Source organism: Mesorhizobium sp. M0293, from assembly GCF_040321735.1.
In the GTDB taxonomy this organism is placed as follows: domain Bacteria; phylum Pseudomonadota; class Alphaproteobacteria; order Rhizobiales; family Rhizobiaceae; genus Mesorhizobium.
This window is the reverse complement of sequence record NZ_JAMYSA010000074.1, coordinates 1-22737: the sequence shown is the minus strand read 5'-3', so window position 1 is coordinate 22737 and position 22737 is coordinate 1. Positions and strand designations below refer to the sequence as shown.

The following is a 22737-nucleotide window of genomic DNA, read 5'->3' as shown; positions in this document are numbered from 1 at the left end:
AGAAACACTGCAAGTCAAGCTTGGTGTCAGGTGGGGGAATGAGAACCCTATGCTATTTTTTTTGGGTTGAGCTTGGCGCTGACGGCCTCTATCCGACCCGCGAGCTTATCGAGTTCGAAGTGGATCTTCTTTCGTGTCTCACCTTGCGCGTGACTGAGCGCTGCCTCGATCTCAGGACGTGCAAGCCATTGGCGGAACTTGGCTAGTTTCTTGTAGGGCGTACTGTCGGCGCCTGCCTCAACGGCATGCTCATGAGCATCCTTGAAGCCATAAGCTCGACTCGAGAATTTCTGTAGCGCTTTTGAGGCCGAACAGATTACCGGTAGGCGGTCGCGGACATCGACCGCGCGGGCAATCTCACCGGACTTGATTTTTTCAACGACCAGATTGTCAAAGCCCTGTTGAGAAAGCCTGGCCTTGCGAATGGTCGAGGACTTCAAATACTCGTCGTAATAGCTCCATTTCGTGGTGTCCGGGTCGCCGTGGTCGAGCATGAACTGATAAACCGCGATGAGGTGTTCCACCTTCCGTTTGGAAAGGCCGATCTCCAGTGCGAGTTTCGAAGAGTCGATGTCATGCGCTTTTGACCGACGATAGAGAAAGCCTGCCTGTTCAAATGGCGCCCAGTCTTTCTTGCCCTTGATATGATACTGCCCGAGCAATGCAAAGATCAGCGACTCGTCAATATCCTCCGGAAGAAGACGAACCTTCATACGGCCCCATTTGACCGGATCGGACTTCGCGAGACCTCGGTAGGCGGCCAGGCGACTATTTCCCTCCAAAACCTCCAACGACTGAGCGCGCACGACAACAGGGTCGGTCAAGCCGCCATCCCGTTTGATGTCTTGGATGAGAGCTTTGACGTGATCCATCTCCAGCAGCTTGCGTTCGATATCCGCTTGGCTTGGCTCCTCGCCGTCGACACGCAGGATGGAATAGACACGCGGATTATCAACGAAAAATCGAAGATCCTTTTGTGCGATGGTGCTGCTGACCACAGGCACCTCAATGCCGCGAATAAGCAGCGTCTCTCCAGCTACTTCCGCGGATGCTTGCATCGTATTCATTCTTCCTCCCGCCTATCGAGGCGCAGCACGTCGCGGACCATTTCGCCGAACGCATAGTCTGCACGTTTGTCATAGTCGGCCCGACTGATATCGCCTTGGCCCAGTTGTGCCGCGAGGTGCTTTGCCGAAAGGAGCGCATCTACCCATTCATCGACGGTTTCCGTTGCAATCAAGTTGGTGACGAAACAGGGCCGGTTCTGCGAAATTCGGTGAATACGGTCTTGAGCCTGAAGATAATCGTCCAGACTGAAGCTGCGATCGTAAAATATGGCGTGGTTTGCAACGGTAAGCGTCAGTCCTTCCTTCGCAGCTCCTGGCGTTGCGACCAACACCCGCACGCCTGGATCTGTTTTGAACGCCGACAGCGCCTCTTCCCGGATGGCAATGGTCAGGCCGCCGTGAACCACGACCGTCCCATACTCATCCAGATGCAAGCGTAAAAGCTCTGCGTTTTTCGTGAAATTGGTCCAGACAATAATTTTTTCATCTGCGTCGATGGCGTCGTGCACGAGCTCTTCGAGCGCACGCATTTTCCCAGGCGTCGCCTTATAGGACTGATCGATCATTGCGGGATTGGAGGCGACTTGCACCAGTCGCAGTAGACGCTTGAGGATTTCTTCGGCATCATCGAGCACGGGACGGCCCTGAGCTACAATGATTGCCGCAAGTTCATTCCGGAACTGCCCATAGATCTCAGCTTGTCGCGGCTCGAGCGCGCAGTCGATATTTCGTACCGTCTTGTCCGGAAGCTGGAGACCCGCCGTCTTCTTCGTTTCTCTCACCGTGAAGGGGCGGATCTTTTCAAAGAGTTGCTCAAGCTCTCCGGCGAAGGCGGCGGCTCGCGTTTCGTCATGGCCGAGGTCGTTCGTCAGGTCGAGATTTCGCTTGAAGGTGGTGAAATCATCTCCAAGACTCTCGCCTTCGTCGAGAAACTTGATCTGGGACCAGAGATCGTACGGCCGGTTCGCAACCGGCGTGCCGGTCATGATCACTTTGCGCACGAAGCTCGGCCCTAAGCCGTGAAGTGCCTGACTGACCTCCGCATCTGGGTTTTTAATTTTATGCGCTTCGTCGAGGACTGCCGCGACCTTGCGCGTTTTCATGAAGAGATCCAGCCGCTTTCTCTCGGAAAGGACAACCTCGTAATGCGCCAGATAAATCCGCGCCGGGCTGTTGAAAGCGTAGAAGTTTGCGTTCCTGTCCTGTCCCAGGATCCGAGGTCGCAGGTGGCTATGGCTGGCGATTTCTGCCCGCCAGTTCTCGATCAGGCCCTTCTTGGTGATGATCAGCACCGAGTCTACTATTTCCCTCGCAAGCCATGACAGCGCAAGGTCAAGGCCGATCTTGGTCTTGCCCAGGCCTTGCTCGTGGAAGATTGCGGCATAGGGCATATCGCGGAGCGTCGAGAGTGCCTCGATCTGGTGCGAGAACGCAGACTGTTTCGCATGCAGGCTCGCGGCCCTTTGTAGTTTTAGCATGGCGTCACCCTGAGCCCGTCAAGGACAACGGTTCGAGTGGGGGAATTGGGGAACGGAGATTTTAGCTGTGAAAGCATTCGCCTGGCGGCGGCGGCGGCGGTCAGCGGTACGCTCAACGCAAAAATTCCATTGGAAGTATGTGAGAGATAGGCGAGAAAGGCGGTAATCTGGTCTTGGGTGTGGGCCGTCTCCAAATCTGCCCTCGTTTTCGCCTCTCCAATCAGTGTCGCGGTGGTGGGGATGTCCGTGGCATAAAGGTCGGGTACATAACCGTTGACGCGCGGTGGACGCTCTCCTCGGATGGGCCTGACCGCATCATCCCTGATGGCAAGACTGGCAAGTGCGCCCAGTTCACTTTCTGCGAACCCGACAAGGACGGCCACCAGCAACGCGTGAGACGCAGATTCCGGCATCTTAGGAACTCAGCCCAAGCCATTTCAGGAGCTTTGTCAGCTCGGCCTGGGCATCCGTCAGGGCTTGGGCGGTGTCGCCGCCAGGGTCCGACTGGATCCGCTGTTGTTCATCATATTGGAGAGCGGCGATACGGCCGACAAGAGCGCGGGCCAATTGCCCGATTTCGGCTTCCAGCAGTGTTTTATTGAGGTCCGGCTTCTCAAGTACGGCTTCAGCCTTACGTGCGCCATGTTTGAGGAAAATTTCTCTAGCCTTTTCGTTTCGCAAAATTCGAGGAAGCACGCGGACTTTTTGCAAAGGGAATAGCTTGCCGTCATGGATCCACCGCGCGAAATCGATGAAGTCAAAACCACCAGCCGTGATTGCCTGCTTGATCCCTGGCTTCTGGAGCTCGACGAAACCGCTGAACCGAGTCGTATCAAAATCGCCGTCCTCACCAATCGCAAGTCTGTAATATTGTTCCATGTCGGAATAGGCGTTGATGCTCTCCACAACTTCGGACTGCCGTCCGCCGCAATAATCTACAATCGTTGCGAATGGCAAATGGTCTTGGGTGCGTAGTTCGTAAAGGTATTTTGCCTTGGAGTAAGGATCCCAGGGTCGCGTTCCGACCAAGTGGATTTGCAGACGAATGGCGTGAACCGAAGCTTCATCGATTTCGTCGTGAACAAGAGCTGGGATGTGTGTCCAGCTGCCTTTCACCTGTGTGTCGATGAAGTGCTTATAGAGAGCGACACGCGTATTGCCTTCGACGCAGACTAGGCTGCCGTCAGTTCTACGATTGAGGATAACCGGCTGAATAATGCCGCCATTGCTGATAATAGACTGCTTCAGCTTTTCGAATGTCGTGCTGGTCGAGCTACCAACATCATCGTCGTTGCCAGCACCAAGTGCCAGAAAGATCGCCTCGGGCGTCGGGTTGTCACCATACATCTCGAGGAACTTGCGAATGCGTGGATTGGACCGGTCGAGCTCAATCCGATCGACGGCAACGATTTCATGCTTCCCAGCGTTGACCAACTGCTTCCCCCGTATTCCCAACCCCAGAGAAATCGCACTACAACTCTTCTAATATTTTATCAATCAGCCGAATATTCCATTATTTTTGTTAGCTGACACAGCTATTTTTCTGGATTCAGTACGCGCGAAACTAACATGGTTTCGACCATTCGTGCTGGCGGAAATTCCAATCGAAGAAACAGCACTCTTATGCGTGGCGCTACACCGACCGGTAGCCAGGCCCCACCACAACGCGCTTGTCAGATCGAGTTGAAACAGGCCGGGGGCAATTGACCGCAGCACGGTGGACTTGAACGAGCCCGTACCGCCGCGCTCGCCTGTCGCCGCATCAGTCAATCTTCAGAGTGGACCGATCCCTCGTCGTCTAGGAATTCGGACCCTCCGCCGACTGTGCCAAGTGCACCCGTGATGTCGGCGAGCAATCTCCCCTTGTCGAGCAAACCGGCGTCTTCCTGCTTTTCCAAATCGGGCAAGTCGCGCAGCGTCTCGAAGCCAAAATGCGACAAAAATCCCTTTGTCGTGACGTAGGTGTAGGGCGCTCCCGGCGTTGGGCATCTTGGACCCGTGGCGATGAAGCCGGAACCGCGCAGATTGCCGATCAGATCGCTGATTTCGCGACCGAAGAAGCTGGAAAGCTCAGCGCGGGTGATCGGCTGGAAATAGGCGATGGTCATCAGTACGAGCGCCTCTGGTTGCGACAGATCAATGCTCTGTTCGCTCGCACCGGAAACTGTACGAATGGCGTCGGCGAATGCCGGCCGGGTGCGGTGCTGCCAGCCACCGACGACCGACACCAGTTCATACGGCCTGCCGCGCAGCTCTTCGCGGATGTCGTCAATGATCAGGTCCAGGTTACAGCCTTTGCCTATAATCTTTGCCAACGTTTCTCTTGTCACTGGAGCCCCGGCAGCGAAGATCACGGCCTCGACACGCCCGACAGCTGGCAAATGATCGAGCTCACGATCGAACAAATGGTCATCTGAACGACGGTCGCCTGGGCGACGGCCATCTCGCGCGCCATCTTTCCTTTTCCCCGTCGTAGTGCCCGCCGCCTCAACCATTTCTCACAGCCCGTAGCTGCGGAAGATGGAACGGCCGGACAGCTCGCGCACGGCCCAAGATCGGCAAGTCGGTCGAATAGGCGGCGCAGACCGCAGTCGCTGATCCCGCGAATATCTTCCGAGGCGACGACCGCATCTTCGGCCAAAAGTTTCTCAACCACGGCGTCCGACCCTTTTGCACGAAATGTTGGCGCAACCGCCATCCAGTTTTTCGGCGCGACGATGGCGGTCGTGCGGCCAGGCACAGGCGCTCTATTCGTCGGCGTCGGCATCATTCTCGCCGGGGGCGGAAAACCCCGGCATGATGTCGCCCGCCAGAAGCTTTTCCTTCGACAGCAGCCCCGCATCCTCGAGCGCCTCGAAGTCGGGAAGATCGCGTAAGGTTTCAAGCCCGAATTCCAGCAGGAAATGTTTCGTCGTCACATAGGTATAAGGGGCGCCTGGTGTCGGGCTTCGCGGGCCGGAGGCGATCAGGCCGAAGGAGCGCAAATTGCCGATCAGGTCGCGGCTGATCTCCTTGCCGAAGAATGACGACAGTTCGGCGCGCGTGATCGGCTGAAAGAAGGCAATGCACATCAAGACCAGCACTTCGGATTGCGTGAGGTCGACGGCGCGTTCGTTAGAGCCTACGGCCGTTCGGATGGCGTCGGCATAGGCCGGCCGCGTCAGGTGCTTCCAGCCGCTTGCGACCGCGACCAGATCGTAAGGTCGGCCCCGCAGCTCCTCGCGGATGTCGTCGATCAAAAGGTCGATGCTGCAGGTCTTGCCGACGATGCGGGTAAGCACCTCGCGGCTGACCGGCTCGCTGGCGGCGAAGATGGTTGCTTCGACGCGGTTCATCCATTCGCGCCAACGCACTTCTGGCGGCAGGTGATCCAGTTCGCGGTCGAACAGGTGATCATCTGATCGCTCCTTCGCCCTTCTCCCCTTCGCCTGCTCCATGGTCTCACAGCCCGTAGATGCGGAAGGTCGGACGGCCGGATAGCTCGCGCACGGCGCCAAGTTCGATCAGCCGGTCGAACAGGCGGCGCAGACCGCGGTCGCTGATCCCGGCGATCTTTGAGGATGCGACGATCGCGTCGTCGGACAGCAGCTTCTCGACGACAGTGTCCGCCCCTTTCGCCCGCAGTTTTGGGGCGACAGCCAGCAGGCGGTCGGCGCGTCGGGCGCCCGCGGCCGCAAGATCCATCGCCCGCAGCGCCGCCTGCGCATAAGCCGCCCAAATGCGTTGCCGGGACGCCTGCCCGGGTTCCCGTTGGGCATGGGGTGACCGACGACCGCCCGCCACCGGATGCAAGCCGAACAGGGGCACCGCATGCGCCCACCCTAGCCGGTCGGCCAGAACAGCGTCCGCAACCCACGGTCCAAGCTCACGCGCGGCGCGACTGTGATGACGCTCGAGCACCGCGATCGCGTCGACCGCGCCAGCGACTGCATTACCGACCGCGCCAAAGATCGCCTGGATTTCGTCACCGATTTGGCCGGCCGCCGCCACGTCAAGCGCGCTACCGAGATTCGCGGCGACATCGACCAACACCCCCTCGCTGACCAACGTGGCGACCGGACGAGATGCCAGCGTTCGCCAGGCAAGCAGCATACGGCCGGCGGGTCCAACGTCGTCGCCGGGACGGGTGAGCAGCAGCGCGTCGCGCAGCGCCGCCCCGTCCTCGACCCGCCCGGCGCGTTTGGCTGTAGCCGCCGCTGCAGCAAGTGCCAGGCGCTGCCGCCAGGCGCCGGCCCATCTCTCCTGACGGCGCACAACCGCATCGAGCGCGGTCAGCGCCGCGGCCGCCGCAAACGCAGCGTCTTCGATCGAGTCCGGACCGGCCGCCACGGCGCGCAGCCAGATCGGCACGGGAGTGGCCAGCGCAGACGGGGCTGCACAGGTGACGACCACAGGTGCATGGCGAAGCAGTTTCGGCCGGAGAATCATTGAAGACAGCATGAATCATTGCGGCGCTTCTGGCAACGAAAATGGCCGAAAGGCGCCGTGCCTGTCGACAGTTGAAAACGAACGATAAACCGCAGCTTGTCGTTTGGATCATTCTAGAGGAGATGCTCTCTCTGGTCGATCTAAACCCCGAAATGCGCGCTGGGCAAGAACAAGCATATCGCGACGATCATGGCGGGCGCAACAAACACGCCACCCCGCCTCAGAAGAGGGCGGTGCTGCCGGATGATCTGATCGCGATGCTGGAATGCTCGACCACAGCAGCCGACGCAGCGTGAGCTTCGATTCTTCCTTGCAAAATGGGAGTTGCACTCCACGATTGCAAGGATGATTGGGCTCCGCGCTGCGCGGACCGCGTCCTCCCATCCGTCAGACCTTTTCCGGAGGAAGCTTGCCGTTGATATGATTCAAGGCGCGGCTCCATTTCTACGGCTTCGACAGCGGCGATTTCGTCGGCGCTGAGTTCCGCAGTCAGATCGATCCGCCGGTCGCGCTTCGACAGCCGGGTAAAATGCTCGTAAGCCAGTAGCACGGTGCACGGCCGGCCGTTCTTGGTGATGATGACAGGGTGGCGAACCGCAGCATCCTTATAGGCGCCGGCGTCTTTCGAGACGGCGGCGACGGTGACGGTGGTGGTCATCGGCAGAACTCTTTTCTTCCGGAAGATACGGGTTCCCCGGGCTTTCCGCAGATGTCAGCCGGCCATCGTAGTTCGCGCTTGAGCTGGGCGCAAAGCGATAAGCTGCGGGATTTGGCGATCATCATCCGGTCATCCTTGGCGTGGCGCCGTTGACCTTGAGCGCCGCCATCAGCATCGGCCCGACCGAAAAAGTCCCTCCCCTGGCCTTATCAGTCAGCGCCCGAAGATAGCCGCCGGCGGAATTGATGTGCTGAGCACGTTGCAGGATGCAGGCGATCACCATCGCCGCGGTCTCCTGGCCCATCGCATGGCAGGCGTCCTCATACGCTGACGGCGAAACGCCCAGATATCCCCGCACCTGGGCGGCGGTTATCATGAGATCGCGCCAGTTGCCGATCCCGTCGACGGCATAGTCAGCAATTTCCGGGCAAGCTTTCAGCACCATCCCCAGCGGGTATGTTTTCGGCGCCTCTGCGGTCCTCGTCCTCGGCTCGACCGCCGCCCCGCCTTTCTCTAAAGCAGGTTCAAATTCAAAAGTAGAGTCGGTATTTGAATCAGATTGCTGCCGCTCGTTTTGAGAGTCATTGCCGCTCGGATTCGTGGATTTCATATGAATTTCCAGCAGCTTATCCACATCGTCATGCAAGACGGTAAGATCGGCTACGATCGGCTCGAGCTCGGCAGTGCAGGCTCGGCGCGGAATTGCCTCCACAACGCGGCGGAAACGCTTCCACAAGCCCCCCCAGTCGCCCGGAACGTGCTCTTCAAGGGCCGCCTCGATGAGCTTGTGGATGTCACGGCGGTGCAAGGTGATCCGTTCGCGCATAAGCCTGAGTGCCCGGTTGTCGGCACGAACACGCTCGGCCGCCGCCTCGAACTCGGAAGCACGGGCCAGCAGCGGCGCCAGGGAGAAGCCGAATGCCTCCTCGATCTCCCCTCCCCGGCCTTTGCGGGCGTAACGCTTGCCGTTCGGGCTATCCCGACGGATGATCAGCCCGCAGTCAACAAGAGCCGCCAGGTGTCGCCTGACCGTGGGCTCGGGCATTCCGTGCGCCCTGAGCGACAGCTGTGCGTTCGAAGGAAACACGATGAGGTCGTTTTCCTCACTCAATTCGCTGTCAGGATAGAATGATAGCAACGCATTCAGGACGGCCAGAGCACGATCGCCGATGCCGACGATGCTCTTGCCCTCGCAGAGGTTGCGGTAGATCTGCCATTTGTCGACGACCCTGCCCTTGGGGATCTCACGTGAGTCATTTTGCGCTGCCAGCATGGCAAGCGACATCGGCCGCCGCCCAAAGGGCGTCGTTGCAATACCCGTCTCCATTTCTTCCTTCGCCTTCAATTAGGCAAAAGAAATCCGTCCGCCGAATCGACGCTTAAAACGCTTGACACTGATTCGCGGAAATGAGATTCTCGGCTTGCTAAAGATCGAGAAGGGCTTCCACGGTTCGCCGTCGGGGGCCTTTTTCTTTTGCGGTTTAGTCTCCTTTGATTTCCTTTTCCTGCTTCCTGTAGGCCTCATAAAGACCGTCCAGTTGGCCTGCTATGAACTCCGCAAAATGGAGACCGTAAGCTGCTTCGACTATTATCGAAGCTTTCTTTTGTGTCCCTCTAATCGCAACGTTCAGTGATTTGTCGGCAGGAGCCCAGGCTTTGGGTGCGAGGGCAACCTTTGGCTTCTTGGGCGTCTTGGATGATTTCAGATGACTAAGGAGTAGGTTGAAGACCTCGTCCTTCACTTGACCTGCTGCAAACTCCTCGGTCCGAACGTACTCGATCGCTTTGGTAGCATTGGTTGGAATCTGGACTAGTTTTTTGAGTTCTTCCCAACGATCCCTGCCAACACCCTTTGCGGCCCCAACGACACTCAGCACCGCTTCGGGAACTGTTTCAGCGACCGACAGCATACGAGACAGCAGCGTGTCATCGACCGTAAGAGCTGATTTGACAGTGTCCTTCGTCATACCGCTCTCAATCAACTTCCGAGCGAACAACGACTTCTCGATAAACGAAAGGTCGGCTCGAGCAGTATTTTCTTGGCCCTGTGCGATGACATGCTCAATGTCAGCCAAGCGCTTCACGACCGCTCGGACATTAATGCCGAGATCGCGCGCGACCTTTGCCCGTCGATGGCCAAATACAATCATGTAGCGGCCTATGTCATGGGGGTGCGGTCGCACAAGGATCGGTGTCGACTGGCCAGATGTACTAATGGCGTGTCTGAGCTGCAGGTATTCTGCGTCGTCCTCCCCTATACGATCAGCAATGAACGAACCATCGAGATCCTTGGGGTCAATCGCCACCACGGTTTCGCCATCCAGCATCCGCACTGAATTCTCGGCCAGTTCGTCCAGCGACTGCATCATCGAACGCGACGCGCCACGCTTGGCATAGTCGGACCTAGCCTGCGACGCAGAATGCACGGGCTGTTCCCGCGTAAGTGACGCGGTTACGCTTGCCAGAAGATCCTTTCTAGCCATTCTGTCCTCTCAGAACTGCTCTCATGTTTTTGAAATTCCTTCCAGAACTTTCGTTCTGCACGGCTGTCAAAATGGTCACTTCCGCCCCCATGCCTTGTGAATAAGCGACGTAATCTCGGAATTGACCGCGTTCAGACTTTCAACCGCCCGCTCATATGTTGATCGCGTGAATTGGCTTTTCTCGACCTCGTAAAGTGTCTGTTTCGTGATGCCTGCGTCTGAGATGGCCGTAGTTTTCACCATTTGGTTCTGGAGCATGCGCTTGTTGAAAAGTGCTTGAAGGAACCCAACCATCTGGGCCTGGGGACCATCAGTCGGCTCATATCGAGTCACGAGATAGCGGAACCACTTCAGCTTCACTGCTGCCCCGGCCCCCTTGATGGACTGGAGGATCCCACCGAGCATGAGCAAGAACTGAGACATCGACATCACATCGAGCATCTGCGGGTGCACGGTAATAATCACCGACGTCGAGGCTGTAAGAGATGTGAGCGTTAGGTAACCAAGCTGCGGTGGGCAATCTATGACAATCACATCGTAGCGATCATCAACTTCCTTGAGCGCCGCAGAAATGCGCGTGAAGAACAAGCGCCCTTCTGGTAAATTCTTGTTAGAAGCGGCTAGTGGAGTGTCGTACTCATATTCCTGCAGTTCAAGATTGGCAGGCACGATGTCCAAACCCGGGAAATTGGTCGGCCGGATAATCTCCTTGATTGATTTCTTGTGCTCGTCGTATCGGAGCGCTTCATAAAGCGACGGATTCTTGTCGAGTTCAGGCTGAATGCCATGCAGAGCTGACAGGGAAGCCTGCGGGTCAAGGTCAATTGCGAGAACGCGGTGCCCTGTTAGAGCGAGGTATTGAGCTAGATGGGCAGCTGTTGTTGTCTTGCCGGAGCCACCCTTGAAATTGACGACGGAGATGACTTGCAGCGTGTCGCCTTGACGGCGGTGAGGAACATAGCGCTTGAAGTCCGAACGACCGTGCTTGTCGAGGTATTGACGCAATTCGAGCATCTGCCGAGCGGTGTATGAACGACGACCCGAACTGGAAACCTCAGGTGCGGGTCCCTTGCCTTCGAGATGCAGCTTTTTGATATGGTTCTGGGTGACGCCGAGAAAGTCCGCGACCTCGACCGACGAAAATTGCCGTAGTCCCTTCATCGCATTTGGGGGATACTGTTCAAGCCGCAGCATGTTCAACTTGTCCGAGATAAGCTCTCCCTGTTCGAGAATCTCCTCGTCGAAATCGAACTCCAAGCCGTGATCGGGCATCAAATTCATCTCGGCAATTTCCAGAATAACGCTTTTCTGACATGATTGTCACTTCAAGCGTGATTAATGCCCGATTCGGGTAATCCAGCAAGAAGTTTTTAGTTAACAGAAGGTTAATGGGCGTCCCCGCCGCGAAAGCATAATCTAGAATTGCGTCTCTGAGCTGTGGGAGCCGTTGTCACAAACCATAAAGCCAGCGCAAGATCGACATGACATTCGAACGTCTACGCCATTGAAATGATGGGACAATTGTCCGATTTGCACGGCTGTCAAGTTTAGAGGCCAAGGGCACGCTTCCCTGGCTGGCGTAGGCCCTCTGCAAGTTATGAACGGTGCTGAGCACTGAGGGCCGAACTTCAGCGGGAGGCGACTTGGCCTGGTCGCCACCCCTTCAACTGCCGAACTGGCCGACCTAATTTCGGAAGCGGCGAAGGCCATGTTGAAGTCCAGCATAAGATCGAAGCGCTTTACCGCCGAGGTGAGCCAGACATAGATCGATGAGTTCTGCTTTACAGAGCGGCCGGGGGGGGGGACCAAGCTGGAAATCGCGCAGGCCGGCCAAGAGATCACCGCCGCCGCCATCAGCCCCGTCATCCGAACGTATCGCCGACTTCATGCGTCCGTTCCAGAAGCGGTCTGCAATAAGGGAAAAAGAGGCACCCTTCGCATCATTGCGATTGCGTCCGCTCACCGTCGTTTCAACGACGGCCGCGTCCGTCGATCGGCGTCTTATACCATATGCTGCAAGCTGGCATCGGAGCGCGGTGGCTATGGTCGTCTCGAGGTCTCGCCCATGGAGCGTCTGATGAACCAAGCCGACACTCCTCGGCGGGTCCCGATGGCGGGGAGAACTTCTCTCAGAAACGATTTCTACGAATAGCGCCTTCCGGACCAGGTTCGCTTCTCGATCACGATGTTCGACCTTTGATCGGCTTGAGGAACGTTATCGTTCCCAGCCTCAGTCGAGGAGGCGAGGCTGGCGCGTAGAGCGAGTTCCCCAGAATTTCTTCTCCCGCTCGCCCTCCGCAAGATCGCGGCGCACCCCGGCCGGCAGGGCTTTTGACGCGATTTCCTGATCGTTAAGCCGCTCGGCTCCCACCGCTTTGTCTTTTGCGGTGTTCCGGCGGAAGAGGGGGCCGTGGGCGATGCCGGCCAGGCTGAGCCAAGTCTGCAGGGCGATGACACGGCAGGCGGCGTCAGACGCACCGCAGCCGATCTCGACTCGCCCGAGTCGGTTTTGCCGCGCAGGTAACCAGCCCCCCTTGTCCGGGAAGAAATCGATCGAGTCGCGGCCATCCTCGGTTTGGTCGCGAGCAAGATCGAGGCCGACGATTCGGAGCGCCGCAGCCGCCGGCGAAGCCCAAAAGCAGCATAGGTCGGTCGCGCAGGCCACGCAGCGCGCCACGGCTGTCTCCGGCATGGCGATTAGATCGTCGCGCAGGATAGCCTCCTTATCTCCCGGCGCTGTGTGGCAACTGAAAGGGAAGGCGGGTAGAGCGGTACCGGGCGCTTGGAGAGGTGCACTCGGAACGGTCGCGGCGGCGTTCGTATTTTGAGGTCATCTCGGCACTCGTGCGACCAAGGTGCTTCTGCACGTAACGCCCTTTGACCTCAGCCGACGGCGTCATGTCCGGTCGCAATCAATGGGCTGCAACTCTTTTCCTCGATCACCCTCCGAGAGATCGCTCTGCGAGCGGGCGGCCAGAGTGGTGCGCTTGAACAGGCGGGCAACCTCCCGGTCCCTCAGCGGACCGGGCATACGCGCGACTTTGAGCAGGACCGTTTAGTAGCCGGATCGGCAGTTTCGCAGCCAGGATTGCAAATCGGCGTGTGTGGTAATACCTTTAGTCAATATGGTATTACCACGGGTGCAAGCATGACCACGACAGTCACAGCTAAGGGACAAGTGACCATCCCCAAATCGGTCCGCGACCTTCTCGGCATCGTTCCAGGCAGCCAAGTCGATTTCGTGCGCGCCGCCGATGGCAGCGTGGTACTCGCGCGCGCCGACAAGAATCGACCGGCGAGCCGGTTCGCCAAATTGCGTGGCCATGCCGGCAAGGGGCTTGATACCGACGCAATCATGGCGCTGACGCGTGGCGAAGCGTGACGCTCGTCGACACCAACATTCTGCTCGACCTTGTCACCGATGATCCGAAATGGGCCGACTGGTCGCTTGCCAGGCTGGAGGCCGCGAGCATCGCTGGCCCGCTGCTGATCAACGATGTTGTCTACGCAGAGCTTGCGGTTCGCTACAACCGAATCGAGGAACTGGATGCCTTCATCAAACAGGCCGCCCTGGAACTCGCCTCGATTCCGCGCGACGCCCTGTTTCTGGCGGGCAAGATCTTTACGCAATACCGCAAATCTGGCGGAGCGCGCACCGGCGTGCTGCCTGATTTCTTCATTGGCGCCCATGCCGCCGTGGGCGGTCTGCCGCTGTTGACCCGCGACGTCGGCCGCTACCGCACGTATTTCCCGTCTGTAATGCTGATCGCGCCCGACGGCTGAGGTTCTCGTGGGCACAACTCTGTCAGAGGGGCAGGGGTGAGGGCATTGCGATCAAAGCCCGCTTGCCTTGGTGAGGTTGACCCGAAAACGGTCTCGCCGGCGTTGGTAACGGCGTGTCATCTCCGCCGAGGCGTGGCCAAGCTGCTTCTGAACATAGCGTTCATCAACCTCGGCGGAGGACGCGAGGCCTGCGCGCAGCGAATGGCCAGAAAACTTCTGGCCGCGCTCGCCCTCGGAAAGATCACCGCGCACGCCGGCAGCCAGGGCCGCTCGTTTGACCAGCCGCGCCACCTCCTGATCGTTGAGCCGCTCGGCTCCAACCGCTTTGCCTTGCCCGGTGACGCGGCGGAAGGCCGGGCCATGCGCGATGCGGGCCAGCTTCAGCCAGGTCTGCATCGCGACAACCGGGCAGGTAGCGTCGGACGAGCCGCGACCTATTTCGACCTCGCGCCAGCCGGTCTTGCCCCGCAACGTAACCAGCACGCCCTTGTCCGGGAAAAATTCAATCCAGCCGCGACCGTCCTCGGTTTGATCGCGCGCAACATCAAGGCCGACGATTTCAGAACGGCGCAAACCGCCGGCGAAGCCTAAAAGCAGCATGGCGCGGTCGCGCAGACCGCGGAGCGTGCCGCGGTCGAGCGTTTCCAGCATGGCGACAAGATCGTCGCGCAGGATGGCTTCCTTCTGCCGGGGAGGGGAGGCATGTTTGTTGCGGATGCCGGCGAGCACGGTGGCGATATGCCGGTCCTTACGGTCGAGCGGTTGGCCGCGCTGCGTATAGTTCCAGGTTAGGGACGACAAGCGTCGCTCAATCGTCGACACCGACTTTTTGTCCCTTTCCGACCCCGAGGCCTGGGCCGTGATATAGAGGCCGACAACTTGAGGATCTGGCGGCAGTGGATCAAACGACTGGCGCCGGCACCAGGCGCAAAAATGCTTCCAGTCGGCGGCATAGGCACGACGGGTGTTTGCCGAACTTGCCGCCTCGACATAATCGCGCGCACGGTCGGCCAGCTTTTCGAGATGCGCGGGCAGTGTTGCTTGTCGCGAATCAAGGACCTGCGGGGGAGGGGAGGGAGCCTCATCCGGGCGCCCCATTTCCATGACGACGTCGACAATGTCAGGCAGGTCGTCGGTGTCGGTCGCCTCGACGGGCGTCATGAAATTACGGGCACTGCTCATTGGGGGCTCTCGTTCCTTGGAATGTCGCAGTGGTGCGATTCGAAGAGCACAACGTGCGACCCAACCGCCGAATTGTCCACCGAGAGACACCTGACGATAGGCCCGAGTTTTGCTCCCCGCCACACACGACAAAGGGCCGGGCGCGCTGCTCCCCGCGTCGGGCAGGCACGTAGGGACGATGCGGCGATCGCTTCCACGGCTTGCCTTCGCGTTCAACATCCTTTATGTTTCGTTCAACAGAGGAGACCCCAGGATGAGCAATCGTGGTGCAACAGCAGCCGAAAGCGAGGAGCGGATTGCCCACACCCGCAACCGTCTGGTGCTTGAGCAGGCGAGGGCGGTCGGCCTTCTTGGCGCGGCCAAGAACACACGCCTTTCCGGCAGGGTGCCGTCGGAATTGATCGAGGCGGCGAAGAAGCGCGCTCATGTGACTTCCGACACCGAACTGCTGGAGCTCGCCCTGTCGCGGCTGGCCCTCGAGGATGATTTTGGTATCCGGCTCGTCGGCCGCAAGGGCAGCATCCCAACGGACATCGATCTTGGCGTTTGATCTCGGGAGCGCACTGCGTTCTCTCAAACCGCAGCGGCGCACTGCGGGGCTGGAACGGCGGCCGGATTCCGCGCTGTCCTGGGCAGGGGAAGAGCCGCCTGTCGGCGGCGCGCTGCTATTGGACGCCAGCGTCTATCTGGATGTCCTGCAGGGGCGCACGCCCGAAGCGGTCGATGACCTTCTCACCTATCGGCTTTGCCACCACTCGGCCGTATGCCTTGCCGAGCTCAGCCATGTGTTCGGCCGTCTCGACCCGGCCCACGCCACGACGAAGTCGGTCCTGAAAGTGGTAGCGGACACGATCGAGGATATTCCAGCACACCGGCTGCATGCTCCCGACACCACCGCCTGGGGACGGGCTGGCATGCTTGCCGGTCTGCTGTTCCGGCTCAGCCATCTGCCGAAAGGGGAGGGACACGAACGCCGCTTCCTCAACGATGCTCTGATCTTTCACCAGGCCGGTCTGCTGGGAGCCACGGTTCTGACCGGGAACATCCGCGATTTCGATCCCCTCAATCAGCTTGTTCCGTCGGTGCGTGTAATTTTCTACCGGCCGGCTGCAGGCTTGCCCTCGCAAGCTTGAAAGCATTGCTGGGAGATAGGCGCGTGCACATCGTCGCCGTAGGGGAAGGGAGTGACCGCAGCGAACAATGAAAAGGCGAACGGTTGCGAAAAGGGCTATACGCTGCCTTGAGATGCAACGCTGTGATCGTTCCATCTTGGTCGGGTCCAAGGCTGCTGGCGGCCGACAACCCCGAGGGCCAGGCAAGATAATATGCCGGCGTGCTGGCGACAGTCGGCAGCTTTCGTGCCGCGACATGTATCTCATTTCCGGTGAAAAAATCAGGGCGGTTGAGGCATTTTGCGGCCGCTTTTTAAAATGAACGATAAGGCAACATTATCGTTCGTTTTGATCGCGCGACAGGCGCGGCGGTTTGTCGGCACTGCCGCCGCACAAAGCGCCGCCTCGCCTGCTGTCCGTCCGCGATGATTCTTTGCCAGCTGCCGTCCCCGCGCCACCATGTCCAGTCCCCCCGCCGTCGAGCCGTCCGCTCTCGCGGCACCGGTGCCGACCTGGCTGCGCAGGGCGGTCCGGGACCCGCAAAGCCTTGCCGCAGAGGGCTGGGCTAGCCCGGATATCTCACACAGTCTTTCGGCGCGAGGCTGGTGGCAGCGATTTTGCCCGCGCTTGAGCTGCGGGCAAGGGATGTCCGCCGCTTGGAGCGGTTGGTGTGGTTCGGCGCTGTTTCCTTGCTGTTGACGGGAGGGATGGATCGGGCCGCTCAGGCGGCGGCTGCCGAGAGCCGGGCATAGGTCAGGGCCCATTCGCGCTGGAAGGGGCAGGCTGAGTTCATAGCCAGCTTGATGCGGCGCACCGAGATGCTGACCAGGGCGCCGATCTTGAACAGCTTGAGACGGATGTTGGCGCAGCTTGCCCTGGCGAGCCGTGTATCCACCAGGCCGATGCGGCGCAGCGCGCAGATCAGTACATAGGCCATCGAGGCGAACCAGAGCCTGAGCTGGTTGGCGCGCATGGTGGCGGCAGAGGTGCGGTCGGCGAACAGGTCGAGCTGGCATTCCTTGATGCGGTTCTCCATCTCGCCGCGGGCGCAATAGAGGTCCTCGTAGAGGCATTGCGCCGGCCAAGCCTCGGCGTCGAGCGAGGTGACGATAAAGCGCGGGTTGGCCTCGCCTTGCGTCCACTCGGCCTTGGCCACGACCCGGCGCCGACCGCTCCAGCTCTTGCGCGTGGTCCACAGGAAGTCCTTGAAGCGGCGGGCGGGCCGGCTGGTGAGGGCACTTTCTGCTCTGGCCTCCTCCAGTTCAGCCGCGATGTGGCGGACCAGCCGAACATTGCGGGCCAAGCCGAATAGGTAGTCGACGGCGTTGGTTTCGCACCAGGCCATCAGCTCATGACGGGCGAAGCCGGAATCGGTGCGGCGCGGCAATCAACGTGAGAGCGGGCTTCTCTCCCAGATTGGGTTCTTCCGCATATATTTGGTGCAGGTTGCGGGATTCACGGCCGGTGCGAATAAGTTCATAGAGTCGGAATCGCAGTCGACGCCGTGATTTGCCCGTGCTCCATTCCTTCCGCTCGCTGATTTCGCCCGAGCTTTCGATTGTCCAAATTCTCCCTCAGGCTGACAGGGTTGTGCTTGTTGCCCGTGCGAAGGCGATGGAATCGTGCTGTCCATGTTGCGGTCGCCGAACCCGCCGCGTCCACAGTCACTACATGCGCCGGTTGGCCGATCTGCCGTGGCAAGGGCGGGTTGTCGAAATCCAGCTTCACGCACGACGGTTTCGATGCGCCGATCCCCAATGCCCGCGCCGGATCTTCACCGAGAGACTTCCTGAGACGGTTCAACCGAAAGCTCGACGCACGGTTCGGCTCGGCGAAAGCCAGCTGGCGATCGGCTTCGCGGTCGGCGGCGAGCCGGGCTCACGCCTATCGGACAGGCTCGCCATGCCGGTGAGCGGCGACACGCTGCTGCGGATCATCCGCGCGGCCGGATACGAGCCGCCGCAAGCGCCCCGTGTGGTCGGCATCGACGACTGGGCTTGGCGCAAGGGGCAGCGCTACGGGACGATCATCTGCGATCTGGAGCGCAACCGCGTCCTCGATCTGTTGCCGGATCGAAATGCCGACACAGTCGCATCCTGGCTGGAGCGCCATCCTGGCATCGAGGTCATCGCGCGCGATCGTGCCGGCGTTTATGCCGAGGGCGCCCGTCGCGGTGCTCCCGATGCAACGCAGGTCGCCGACCGCTGGCATCTTCTCCAGAACCTGGGCGAAGCGTTGCGTCTGGCCGTCGGTCGCCATCGCAAGGCGGTCAGCGCCGCCGGAAAGGCCATGGCGTCCGAGATGGCCGGAAACGCTGAAGCCGAGCCGGAATCACCGGAAGAGACTTCCACGAAGCTTGATGGTCTGCGCCGGTCGCGGCGCAACCAGCGCCGTGAGCTCTATGCCGAGATCCTTGACCTGCGGGACTCCGGCCTGTCGCCGCGCCAGATCGCGCCTCGGATCGGCATCAACGTCTTCGAAGGCAGCAAGGCGACCGTCTACAGGTGGACCGCCGCCCGCAAGGAGCGGCCACCGACCGCTCCGCCAAATTTGCGACGGCGGCCGCCATCGCGTCGGAACTGTGCATGGCAAATATGCGGAAGAACCCCAGATTGTCGCGCTATAAATCGGCGCGCAGCACGATGCGGACCTTGGGCCAACGCTCACGCAGCTGGCGCACGATGCGCTCGATCTCCTGAACCGCGCTGGCGGCCGCGTCGATGTTGGCGGGCCGCAGCTTGGCGCACAAAAGGTGATCGCCGCAGAAGATGTAGAGCGGCAGGTAGCAGTAGTTGCCGTGTAGAGTAGGCGACGAGCGCCAAACCGCCTTTCAGCGGCCGGTTTCTCGTCGCCCCTCCCCGAACCGGACGTGCGCCTTTCGTTACGCATCCGGCTCTCCAGAAGACATGGCAAAATCAGGCTTTCCCATCCATGCGAGGCGGTATCGGCAGACCGGGGTCCACGCGAGCAGATACTGCTCGACCGAACCTTCCCGCCAGACCCGCCATGTCGGGCGCACGCGACTGGGCAAAAACGCATCCCGCATGTCGCGCAGTCCCGCCTTCGGGCGTTTCATCCGCAGCCAACGCCACATACGATCCCGGACGTACCAGTCGAGACTGGTGAACGCCCGGCCCGCATAGGCGCAGTAGCGGTAGTAATTCGCCCATCCGCGCAGGATGGGATTGAGTTCCCGGAGCTTTGTGCCAAGACTGACTATTACCGAGTTGCGCTTGGTGAGTTGCTTGACCTTGCGACGCAGATCGACGGCTTTCGCTTTGGGGATTTCTACGCGCGGGCCGTATCCGTAGCGCTTGTCCCATCGCATGGCGACATGGAATCCGAGGAACTCGAATCCATCCGTCATGGCCGTGACCCTTGTCTTTTCGGGTGACAATTCGAGGCCCGTGGTCGCCCGCAGATACTCGGCCAGCGCGGCTTTTTCCGCGATGGCATCCTTCTGCGTACCGGAGACCAGAACCACGAAGTCGTCCGCATAGCGGATCGGCAGGAACACGCAGCGACCAGCGTCACGGTCCCGGCTTCGCGCTTTGCGTGCCGCGATCACCCCGAGTTCAGGGTTATCGGGCCGGGCCTTGGCGCGTTGATATGTCCACCTTTCATAGCGCTCCTCGATCGCACTAAGTGCGATGTTGGCGAGCAACGGTGAGATAATCCCGCCTTGAGGGGTTCCGTTGTCCGTACGGAGGAACTGATCTTCCGCCAGAACGCCGGCTTTGAGGAACTGCCCCACCAACCGCGTCACCCGCCGGTCGGCGACACGTGCGCGCAGCCGGTTCATCAGGTGATGATGGTTGATGTTGTCGAAGCAGCCCTTGATGTCCCCTTCGATGACCCAGTTGTACGGCATGCCCTCCCGGCGACCGTCCTTGCCGATCTTTTGCGGCAAGAGGGCACGCCGGATATGCTCCAAGGCGGCATGCGTGCTCCTGCCGGGTCGGAACCCGTAGGAGACATGCCAGAACTGCGCCTCGAAGATTGGCTCCAGAAGCGTTTTGACCGCACACTGTACGACGCGGTCCTTGACTGTCGGAATGCCCAGAGGTCGGAATTGCCCCGGTTTACCGGCCTTGGGGATGAGCTTGCGCCGCGACGGACTGGGCCGATACGCGCCGGAGCGCAGTTCGGCCTGTAGCCGTTCGAGGAAGCGTTGCTCCTTGCCCTTCTTCCGGATGCTATCCGCAGTCACCCCATCGATTCCAGCGGCGCGTGCACCTCGGTTCGAGGCGACATGCCGCCATGCGTGACGAAGCATGCGGGTGTCGGTAAGCCATCCCCACATGTCCCGCCAAGCATCGTCGGGATATGCCTGACTCCACTGATAGAGTTTGCGTTGAACGCCGAGTATCCAAGCATCGTCGGCTTGACGATCCGTGTCCACAGATCGTTCCTCCGTCTCGCGTGTCTATCGTCTTCCTGCTTCCCTTCGCCGTGTGCGTGGCTTTCCCACGCCCGGACTACTACGGAAGCTCCGCCCTCGGTGTCGTCCTTCTCCGGCCGCTGCGGCTAGCCCAGTTCCGTGCTGGGCGGACGGTCCGAGTTCCCGCGTTCCGATCTTCAACCTTCGTGTCGTTAGGTGGTGGGCTATACTCGTGGCGATGCGGGAGATGGGCCAGGGAGAAGGCGTCCCATCTTGAGCACGCTATGCGCGCCCGGCAGTGGAGAGCTACTAGCCCCACCGCCTCGGATCGCTTGACCTCCGCCGCCATCACGGCCTGAGAGGCAGTCTTCCATGATACACGGGCTTCAAGCACCCACTTCGTTACCTCACCATGAACACTGTGGTAGCCCGGCGTACAGTTGATGGTCCGTACCCGGTTCAGTTAAGGCCGATCTGCTGATGACACCCCACCGGCAGCACCCGGTCGAGCTTCTCGGCCCCCTTCCGCCTGCTGTTCTCCCAGCAAGGGGGCGGCATTGCAGCCGCCGGTCAAAGATCAGCAAGTTTGGGAGATGAGTTCTAAATCATGTTCACCTCCCGCGCCGTCGCGGCGCACAGTAGCCGTGGAAGAACCGCCCCTCCTGGTTGCCGTGCAGGGGATCGTCCGTGGCATCCAGATCCAGCACGATCTCTTCGGGCGGGGCGGCGTGCGCACCCATGAACAAATCGACGAACAGCGCCTCGATCGCGGCCGGATCGTGGCTGATCTTGTGATAGCGCGAAGGCTGCGGCCGGCTCAGCTCCAGTCGGTTGAGCGTCGACTTGCCGGCCACGGCCGCGCATTTCTTGTGACGGCGCGCCTTGAGCTTGCCGGCCAGCACCGCCAGCACCGGATCATGGCGCAATTCGTCATGGTCGTTCAGGTCTTCATAGCCGAGCGCCAGCGCCAAGACGCGCTGGCCCACAAGCGTCTTCACCTCATGCTCGATCAATGCCGGACGGCGGGCATCCACGAAGCAGCGGGCAAAGCGGCCGACCAGCCCGATCGCCCGGTCCGTCAGCCCCAGCAGAAGCGCGCCGGCATCGGAGGTGATCGTTCCACCGTCAAAACCGGCCACAACGGCGCGCCTTTCAACAGGTGCAAAATCAAACCGTTCCGGTATACACTCTGTTTGCATCGGGGAATACCTCTGCTCAAGGTAAGTCTTTGTCGCAGAAGCATTTTCCTTGATTCGGAGCCCCGATGCACTTCAACTGTGTGAGATATCCGGGCTAGAGGACTTCGGCGCGCTCAATGCGGTTATCTGTCGCCAATGCGCTGGGCCGGTGGGTGGCGGCAGCGGCTGGCGCTGGCAGCCACGACGACAACCGCGAGGCAGGCGTGGAGAGTGGAAGATGTAAGCGCGTTGCGCGACGCCGTGCTGCTCACACGGCCGGGCGACAACGTCGGGCCCGCCGGCAGGATGCTCGGGGTCTGGCGCGAGCTGGCCGGTGAGGCCGACCCCACGATCCAGTCGCCGTCGCCGACGGTTTTCGGCATCGGACGCGGCCGCCCTATGCCGAAGCCATATATTGGCGCTCGACCTTAACCGGATACTTACGCATTGCGGCCGTTAGAACGATCGCGAACCGCGAATGTCATCGTTCCATCTTGCATTGTGTCAACATCGTAAAACAGGCGGTCTCGCACCGAATTGTCTCGGTCAAATGTCAGCACCTTCGGCTGGATCTCTGTGATCTGATGCTCCTCGATATATGCGGAGGCGCAAATGATTATCTCATCTCCGATCTGACAAGTGCGGGCCGCAGCTCCGTTCAGCACGCAGCAGCCAGAACCCTTCTCACCGTAAATGACATATGTGCTGATTCGGGCACCTGTAGCCTTATTCCAAATCTCGACAAATTCCAGCGGAAGAATACCCGATTCGCTGCAATGATCCGGGTCGAGGGTTACTGATGTCAAGCGACACGAGGAATTGACCCCTTTGGCGACATCAGGAACTGACCCCCTTCATTGGGTTACTGTTTCGTTGGTTTCGGGCGCCGGGGGGGGGGGGGGGGGGGGGGGGGCGCGCCGGGGGGGGAGGGGGGGCGGGGGGAGTGTGAGGGGGGTTTTGAGATATGAGACGGCCCGCCACGGGGGG

At 60.1% G+C, this 22737-nt stretch carries 18 protein-coding genes and 6 pseudogenes; 6 read left to right on the top strand and 18 right to left on the bottom strand.

The genetic code is table 11. The annotated features are described in order from the left end of the window. Window positions 1-47: 47 nt before the first annotated feature. The 12 genes and pseudogenes from NKJ06_RS24150 to NKJ06_RS24095 all read right to left on the bottom strand — a co-directional run. The gene (locus NKJ06_RS24150; RefSeq protein ID WP_352810852.1) at window positions 48-1067 is read right to left on the bottom strand and encodes a hypothetical protein; all 1020 of its coding nucleotides are present in this window, start codon (window positions 1065-1067) and stop codon (window positions 48-50) included. Continuing rightward, window positions 1064-2545, bottom strand: coding sequence for a DEAD/DEAH box helicase (locus NKJ06_RS24145; protein WP_352738923.1), 1482 nt, complete (start codon window positions 2543-2545; stop codon window positions 1064-1066). Before NKJ06_RS24145 ends, NKJ06_RS24150 begins: the two co-directional genes overlap by 4 nt. A 414-nt stretch (window positions 2546-2959) precedes the next feature. Beyond that, window positions 2960-3979, bottom strand: coding sequence for a ParB N-terminal domain-containing protein (locus NKJ06_RS24140; protein WP_352810851.1), 1020 nt, complete (start codon window positions 3977-3979; stop codon window positions 2960-2962). A gap of 332 nt (window positions 3980-4311) precedes the next feature. After that, window positions 4312-4899: an SMC-Scp complex subunit ScpB gene (scpB, locus tag NKJ06_RS24135; protein WP_502905650.1), complete on the bottom strand. Its 588-nt coding sequence runs from the start codon at window positions 4897-4899 to the stop codon at window positions 4312-4314. Then, on the bottom strand, window positions 4896-5243 hold the full coding sequence (locus tag NKJ06_RS35855) for a DUF1403 family protein (RefSeq protein ID WP_502905649.1): 348 nt from the start codon (window positions 5241-5243) through the stop codon (window positions 4896-4898). The genes scpB (NKJ06_RS24135) and NKJ06_RS35855 overlap by 4 nt, the downstream gene beginning before the upstream one ends. Window positions 5244-5292: 49 nt before the next feature. Continuing rightward, window positions 5293-5982, bottom strand: coding sequence for an SMC-Scp complex subunit ScpB (gene scpB, locus NKJ06_RS24125; protein WP_352810847.1), 690 nt, complete (start codon window positions 5980-5982; stop codon window positions 5293-5295). A 4-nt stretch (window positions 5983-5986) separates the two neighbouring features. Continuing rightward, a complete protein-coding gene (locus NKJ06_RS24120) occupies window positions 5987-6985 on the bottom strand; it encodes a DUF1403 family protein (RefSeq protein WP_352810845.1) in 999 nt (332 codons plus the stop codon). A gap of 370 nt (window positions 6986-7355) precedes the next feature. Continuing rightward, window positions 7356-7631 (bottom strand): annotated as a pseudogene (locus tag NKJ06_RS24115) (type II toxin-antitoxin system Phd/YefM family antitoxin); the annotation flags it as partial. A gap of 121 nt (window positions 7632-7752) precedes the next feature. After that, window positions 7753-8958, bottom strand: coding sequence for a plasmid replication protein RepC (repC, locus tag NKJ06_RS24110; protein WP_352738964.1), 1206 nt, complete (start codon window positions 8956-8958; stop codon window positions 7753-7755). 154 nt (window positions 8959-9112) lie between these two features. Further along, window positions 9113-10114, bottom strand: a complete 1002-nt coding sequence (repB, locus tag NKJ06_RS24105) for a plasmid partitioning protein RepB (protein WP_352810843.1) — start codon at window positions 10112-10114, stop codon at window positions 9113-9115. Window positions 10115-10189: 75 nt separating this feature from the next. Next, on the bottom strand, window positions 10190-11395 hold the full coding sequence (gene repA, locus NKJ06_RS24100) for a plasmid partitioning protein RepA (RefSeq protein WP_352810841.1): 1206 nt from the start codon (window positions 11393-11395) through the stop codon (window positions 10190-10192). Between the two features lie 948 nt (window positions 11396-12343). Then, window positions 12344-12848 (bottom strand): annotated as a pseudogene (locus tag NKJ06_RS24095) (site-specific integrase); the annotation flags it as partial. 414 nt (window positions 12849-13262) lie between these two features. Between NKJ06_RS24095 and NKJ06_RS24085 the strand changes: the two are divergent. Continuing rightward, window positions 13263-13496: an AbrB/MazE/SpoVT family DNA-binding domain-containing protein gene (locus NKJ06_RS24085; protein WP_352810839.1), complete on the top strand. Its 234-nt coding sequence runs from the start codon at window positions 13263-13265 to the stop codon at window positions 13494-13496. Beyond that, window positions 13493-13897, top strand: coding sequence for a type II toxin-antitoxin system VapC family toxin (locus tag NKJ06_RS24080; RefSeq protein WP_352738939.1), 405 nt, complete (start codon window positions 13493-13495; stop codon window positions 13895-13897). The genes NKJ06_RS24085 and NKJ06_RS24080 overlap by 4 nt, the downstream gene beginning before the upstream one ends. A gap of 51 nt (window positions 13898-13948) precedes the next feature. Here the strand turns inward: NKJ06_RS24080 and NKJ06_RS24075 are convergent, their stop codons facing one another. After that, on the bottom strand, window positions 13949-15079 hold the full coding sequence (locus NKJ06_RS24075) for a site-specific integrase (RefSeq protein ID WP_352810858.1): 1131 nt from the start codon (window positions 15077-15079) through the stop codon (window positions 13949-13951). 253 nt (window positions 15080-15332) lie between these two features. Between NKJ06_RS24075 and NKJ06_RS24070 the strand changes: the two genes are divergently transcribed. Further along, entirely contained in the window at window positions 15333-15629 is a 297-nt protein-coding gene (locus NKJ06_RS24070) for a hypothetical protein (protein ID WP_352810837.1), read from the top strand. Next, on the top strand, window positions 15619-16212 hold the full coding sequence (locus tag NKJ06_RS24065) for a type II toxin-antitoxin system VapC family toxin (RefSeq protein ID WP_352810835.1): 594 nt from the start codon (window positions 15619-15621) through the stop codon (window positions 16210-16212). The genes NKJ06_RS24070 and NKJ06_RS24065 overlap by 11 nt, the downstream gene beginning before the upstream one ends. Before the next feature lie 700 nt (window positions 16213-16912). On the opposite strand, the pseudogene NKJ06_RS24060 reads toward NKJ06_RS24065, so the two are convergent. Then, window positions 16913-17569 (bottom strand): annotated as a pseudogene (locus tag NKJ06_RS24060) (IS1380 family transposase); the annotation flags it as partial. A 137-nt stretch (window positions 17570-17706) separates the two neighbouring features. Here NKJ06_RS24060 and NKJ06_RS24055 point away from each other — a divergent pair. Further along, a pseudogene (locus NKJ06_RS24055) lies at window positions 17707-18462 on the top strand (ISL3 family transposase); the annotation flags it as partial. A 355-nt stretch (window positions 18463-18817) separates the two neighbouring features. Here NKJ06_RS24055 and NKJ06_RS24050 read toward each other — a convergent pair. From NKJ06_RS24050 to NKJ06_RS24040, 3 genes and pseudogenes are all read right to left on the bottom strand, one after another. After that, window positions 18818-18982, bottom strand: a pseudogene (locus tag NKJ06_RS24050) (transposase); the annotation flags it as partial. A 90-nt stretch (window positions 18983-19072) separates the two neighbouring features. Beyond that, on the bottom strand, window positions 19073-20593 hold the full coding sequence (gene ltrA, locus NKJ06_RS24045) for a group II intron reverse transcriptase/maturase (protein ID WP_352810834.1): 1521 nt from the start codon (window positions 20591-20593) through the stop codon (window positions 19073-19075). Window positions 20594-21210: 617 nt separating this feature from the next. Next, window positions 21211-21771 (bottom strand): annotated as a pseudogene (locus NKJ06_RS24040) (transposase); the annotation flags it as partial. Between the two features lie 135 nt (window positions 21772-21906). On the opposite strand from NKJ06_RS24040, the gene NKJ06_RS35850 reads away from it, so the two are divergent. Further along, complete coding sequence (locus tag NKJ06_RS35850) at window positions 21907-22182, top strand: DUF1403 family protein (RefSeq protein ID WP_502905648.1); 276 nt, start codon at window positions 21907-21909, stop codon at window positions 22180-22182. Window positions 22183-22190: 8 nt separating this feature from the next. On the opposite strand, the gene NKJ06_RS24030 is transcribed toward NKJ06_RS35850, so the two are convergent. After that, a complete protein-coding gene (locus NKJ06_RS24030; protein WP_352810833.1) occupies window positions 22191-22556 on the bottom strand; it encodes an aspartate 1-decarboxylase in 366 nt (121 codons plus the stop codon). Window positions 22557-22737 lie beyond the last annotated feature (181 nt).

Excerpts from the sequence above, each read along its gene's own strand:
- NKJ06_RS24150 (WP_352810852.1), bottom strand. The coding sequence starts at position 1,067 with ATGAATACGATGCAAGCATCCGCGGAAGTAGCTGGAGAGACGCTGCTT.
- NKJ06_RS24145 (WP_352738923.1), bottom strand. The coding sequence starts at position 2,545 with ATGCTAAAACTACAAAGGGCCGCGAGCCTGCATGCGAAACAGTCTGCG.
- NKJ06_RS35855 (WP_502905649.1), bottom strand. The coding sequence starts at position 5,243 with ATGGCGGTTGCGCCAACATTTCGTGCAAAAGGGTCGGACGCCGTGGTT.
- scpB (WP_352810847.1), bottom strand. The coding sequence starts at position 5,982 with ATGGAGCAGGCGAAGGGGAGAAGGGCGAAGGAGCGATCAGATGATCAC.
- NKJ06_RS24120 (WP_352810845.1), bottom strand. The coding sequence starts at position 6,985 with ATGCTGTCTTCAATGATTCTCCGGCCGAAACTGCTTCGCCATGCACCT.
- repC (WP_352738964.1), bottom strand. The coding sequence starts at position 8,958 with ATGGAGACGGGTATTGCAACGACGCCCTTTGGGCGGCGGCCGATGTCG.
- repB (WP_352810843.1), bottom strand. The coding sequence starts at position 10,114 with ATGGCTAGAAAGGATCTTCTGGCAAGCGTAACCGCGTCACTTACGCGG.
- repA (WP_352810841.1), bottom strand. The coding sequence starts at position 11,395 with ATGAATTTGATGCCCGATCACGGCTTGGAGTTCGATTTCGACGAGGAG.
- NKJ06_RS24085 (WP_352810839.1), top strand. The coding sequence starts at position 13,263 with ATGACCACGACAGTCACAGCTAAGGGACAAGTGACCATCCCCAAATCG.
- NKJ06_RS24075 (WP_352810858.1), bottom strand. The coding sequence starts at position 15,079 with ATGAGCAGTGCCCGTAATTTCATGACGCCCGTCGAGGCGACCGACACC.
- NKJ06_RS24070 (WP_352810837.1), top strand. The coding sequence starts at position 15,333 with ATGAGCAATCGTGGTGCAACAGCAGCCGAAAGCGAGGAGCGGATTGCC.
- NKJ06_RS35850 (WP_502905648.1), top strand. The coding sequence starts at position 21,907 with ATGCGCTGGGCCGGTGGGTGGCGGCAGCGGCTGGCGCTGGCAGCCACG.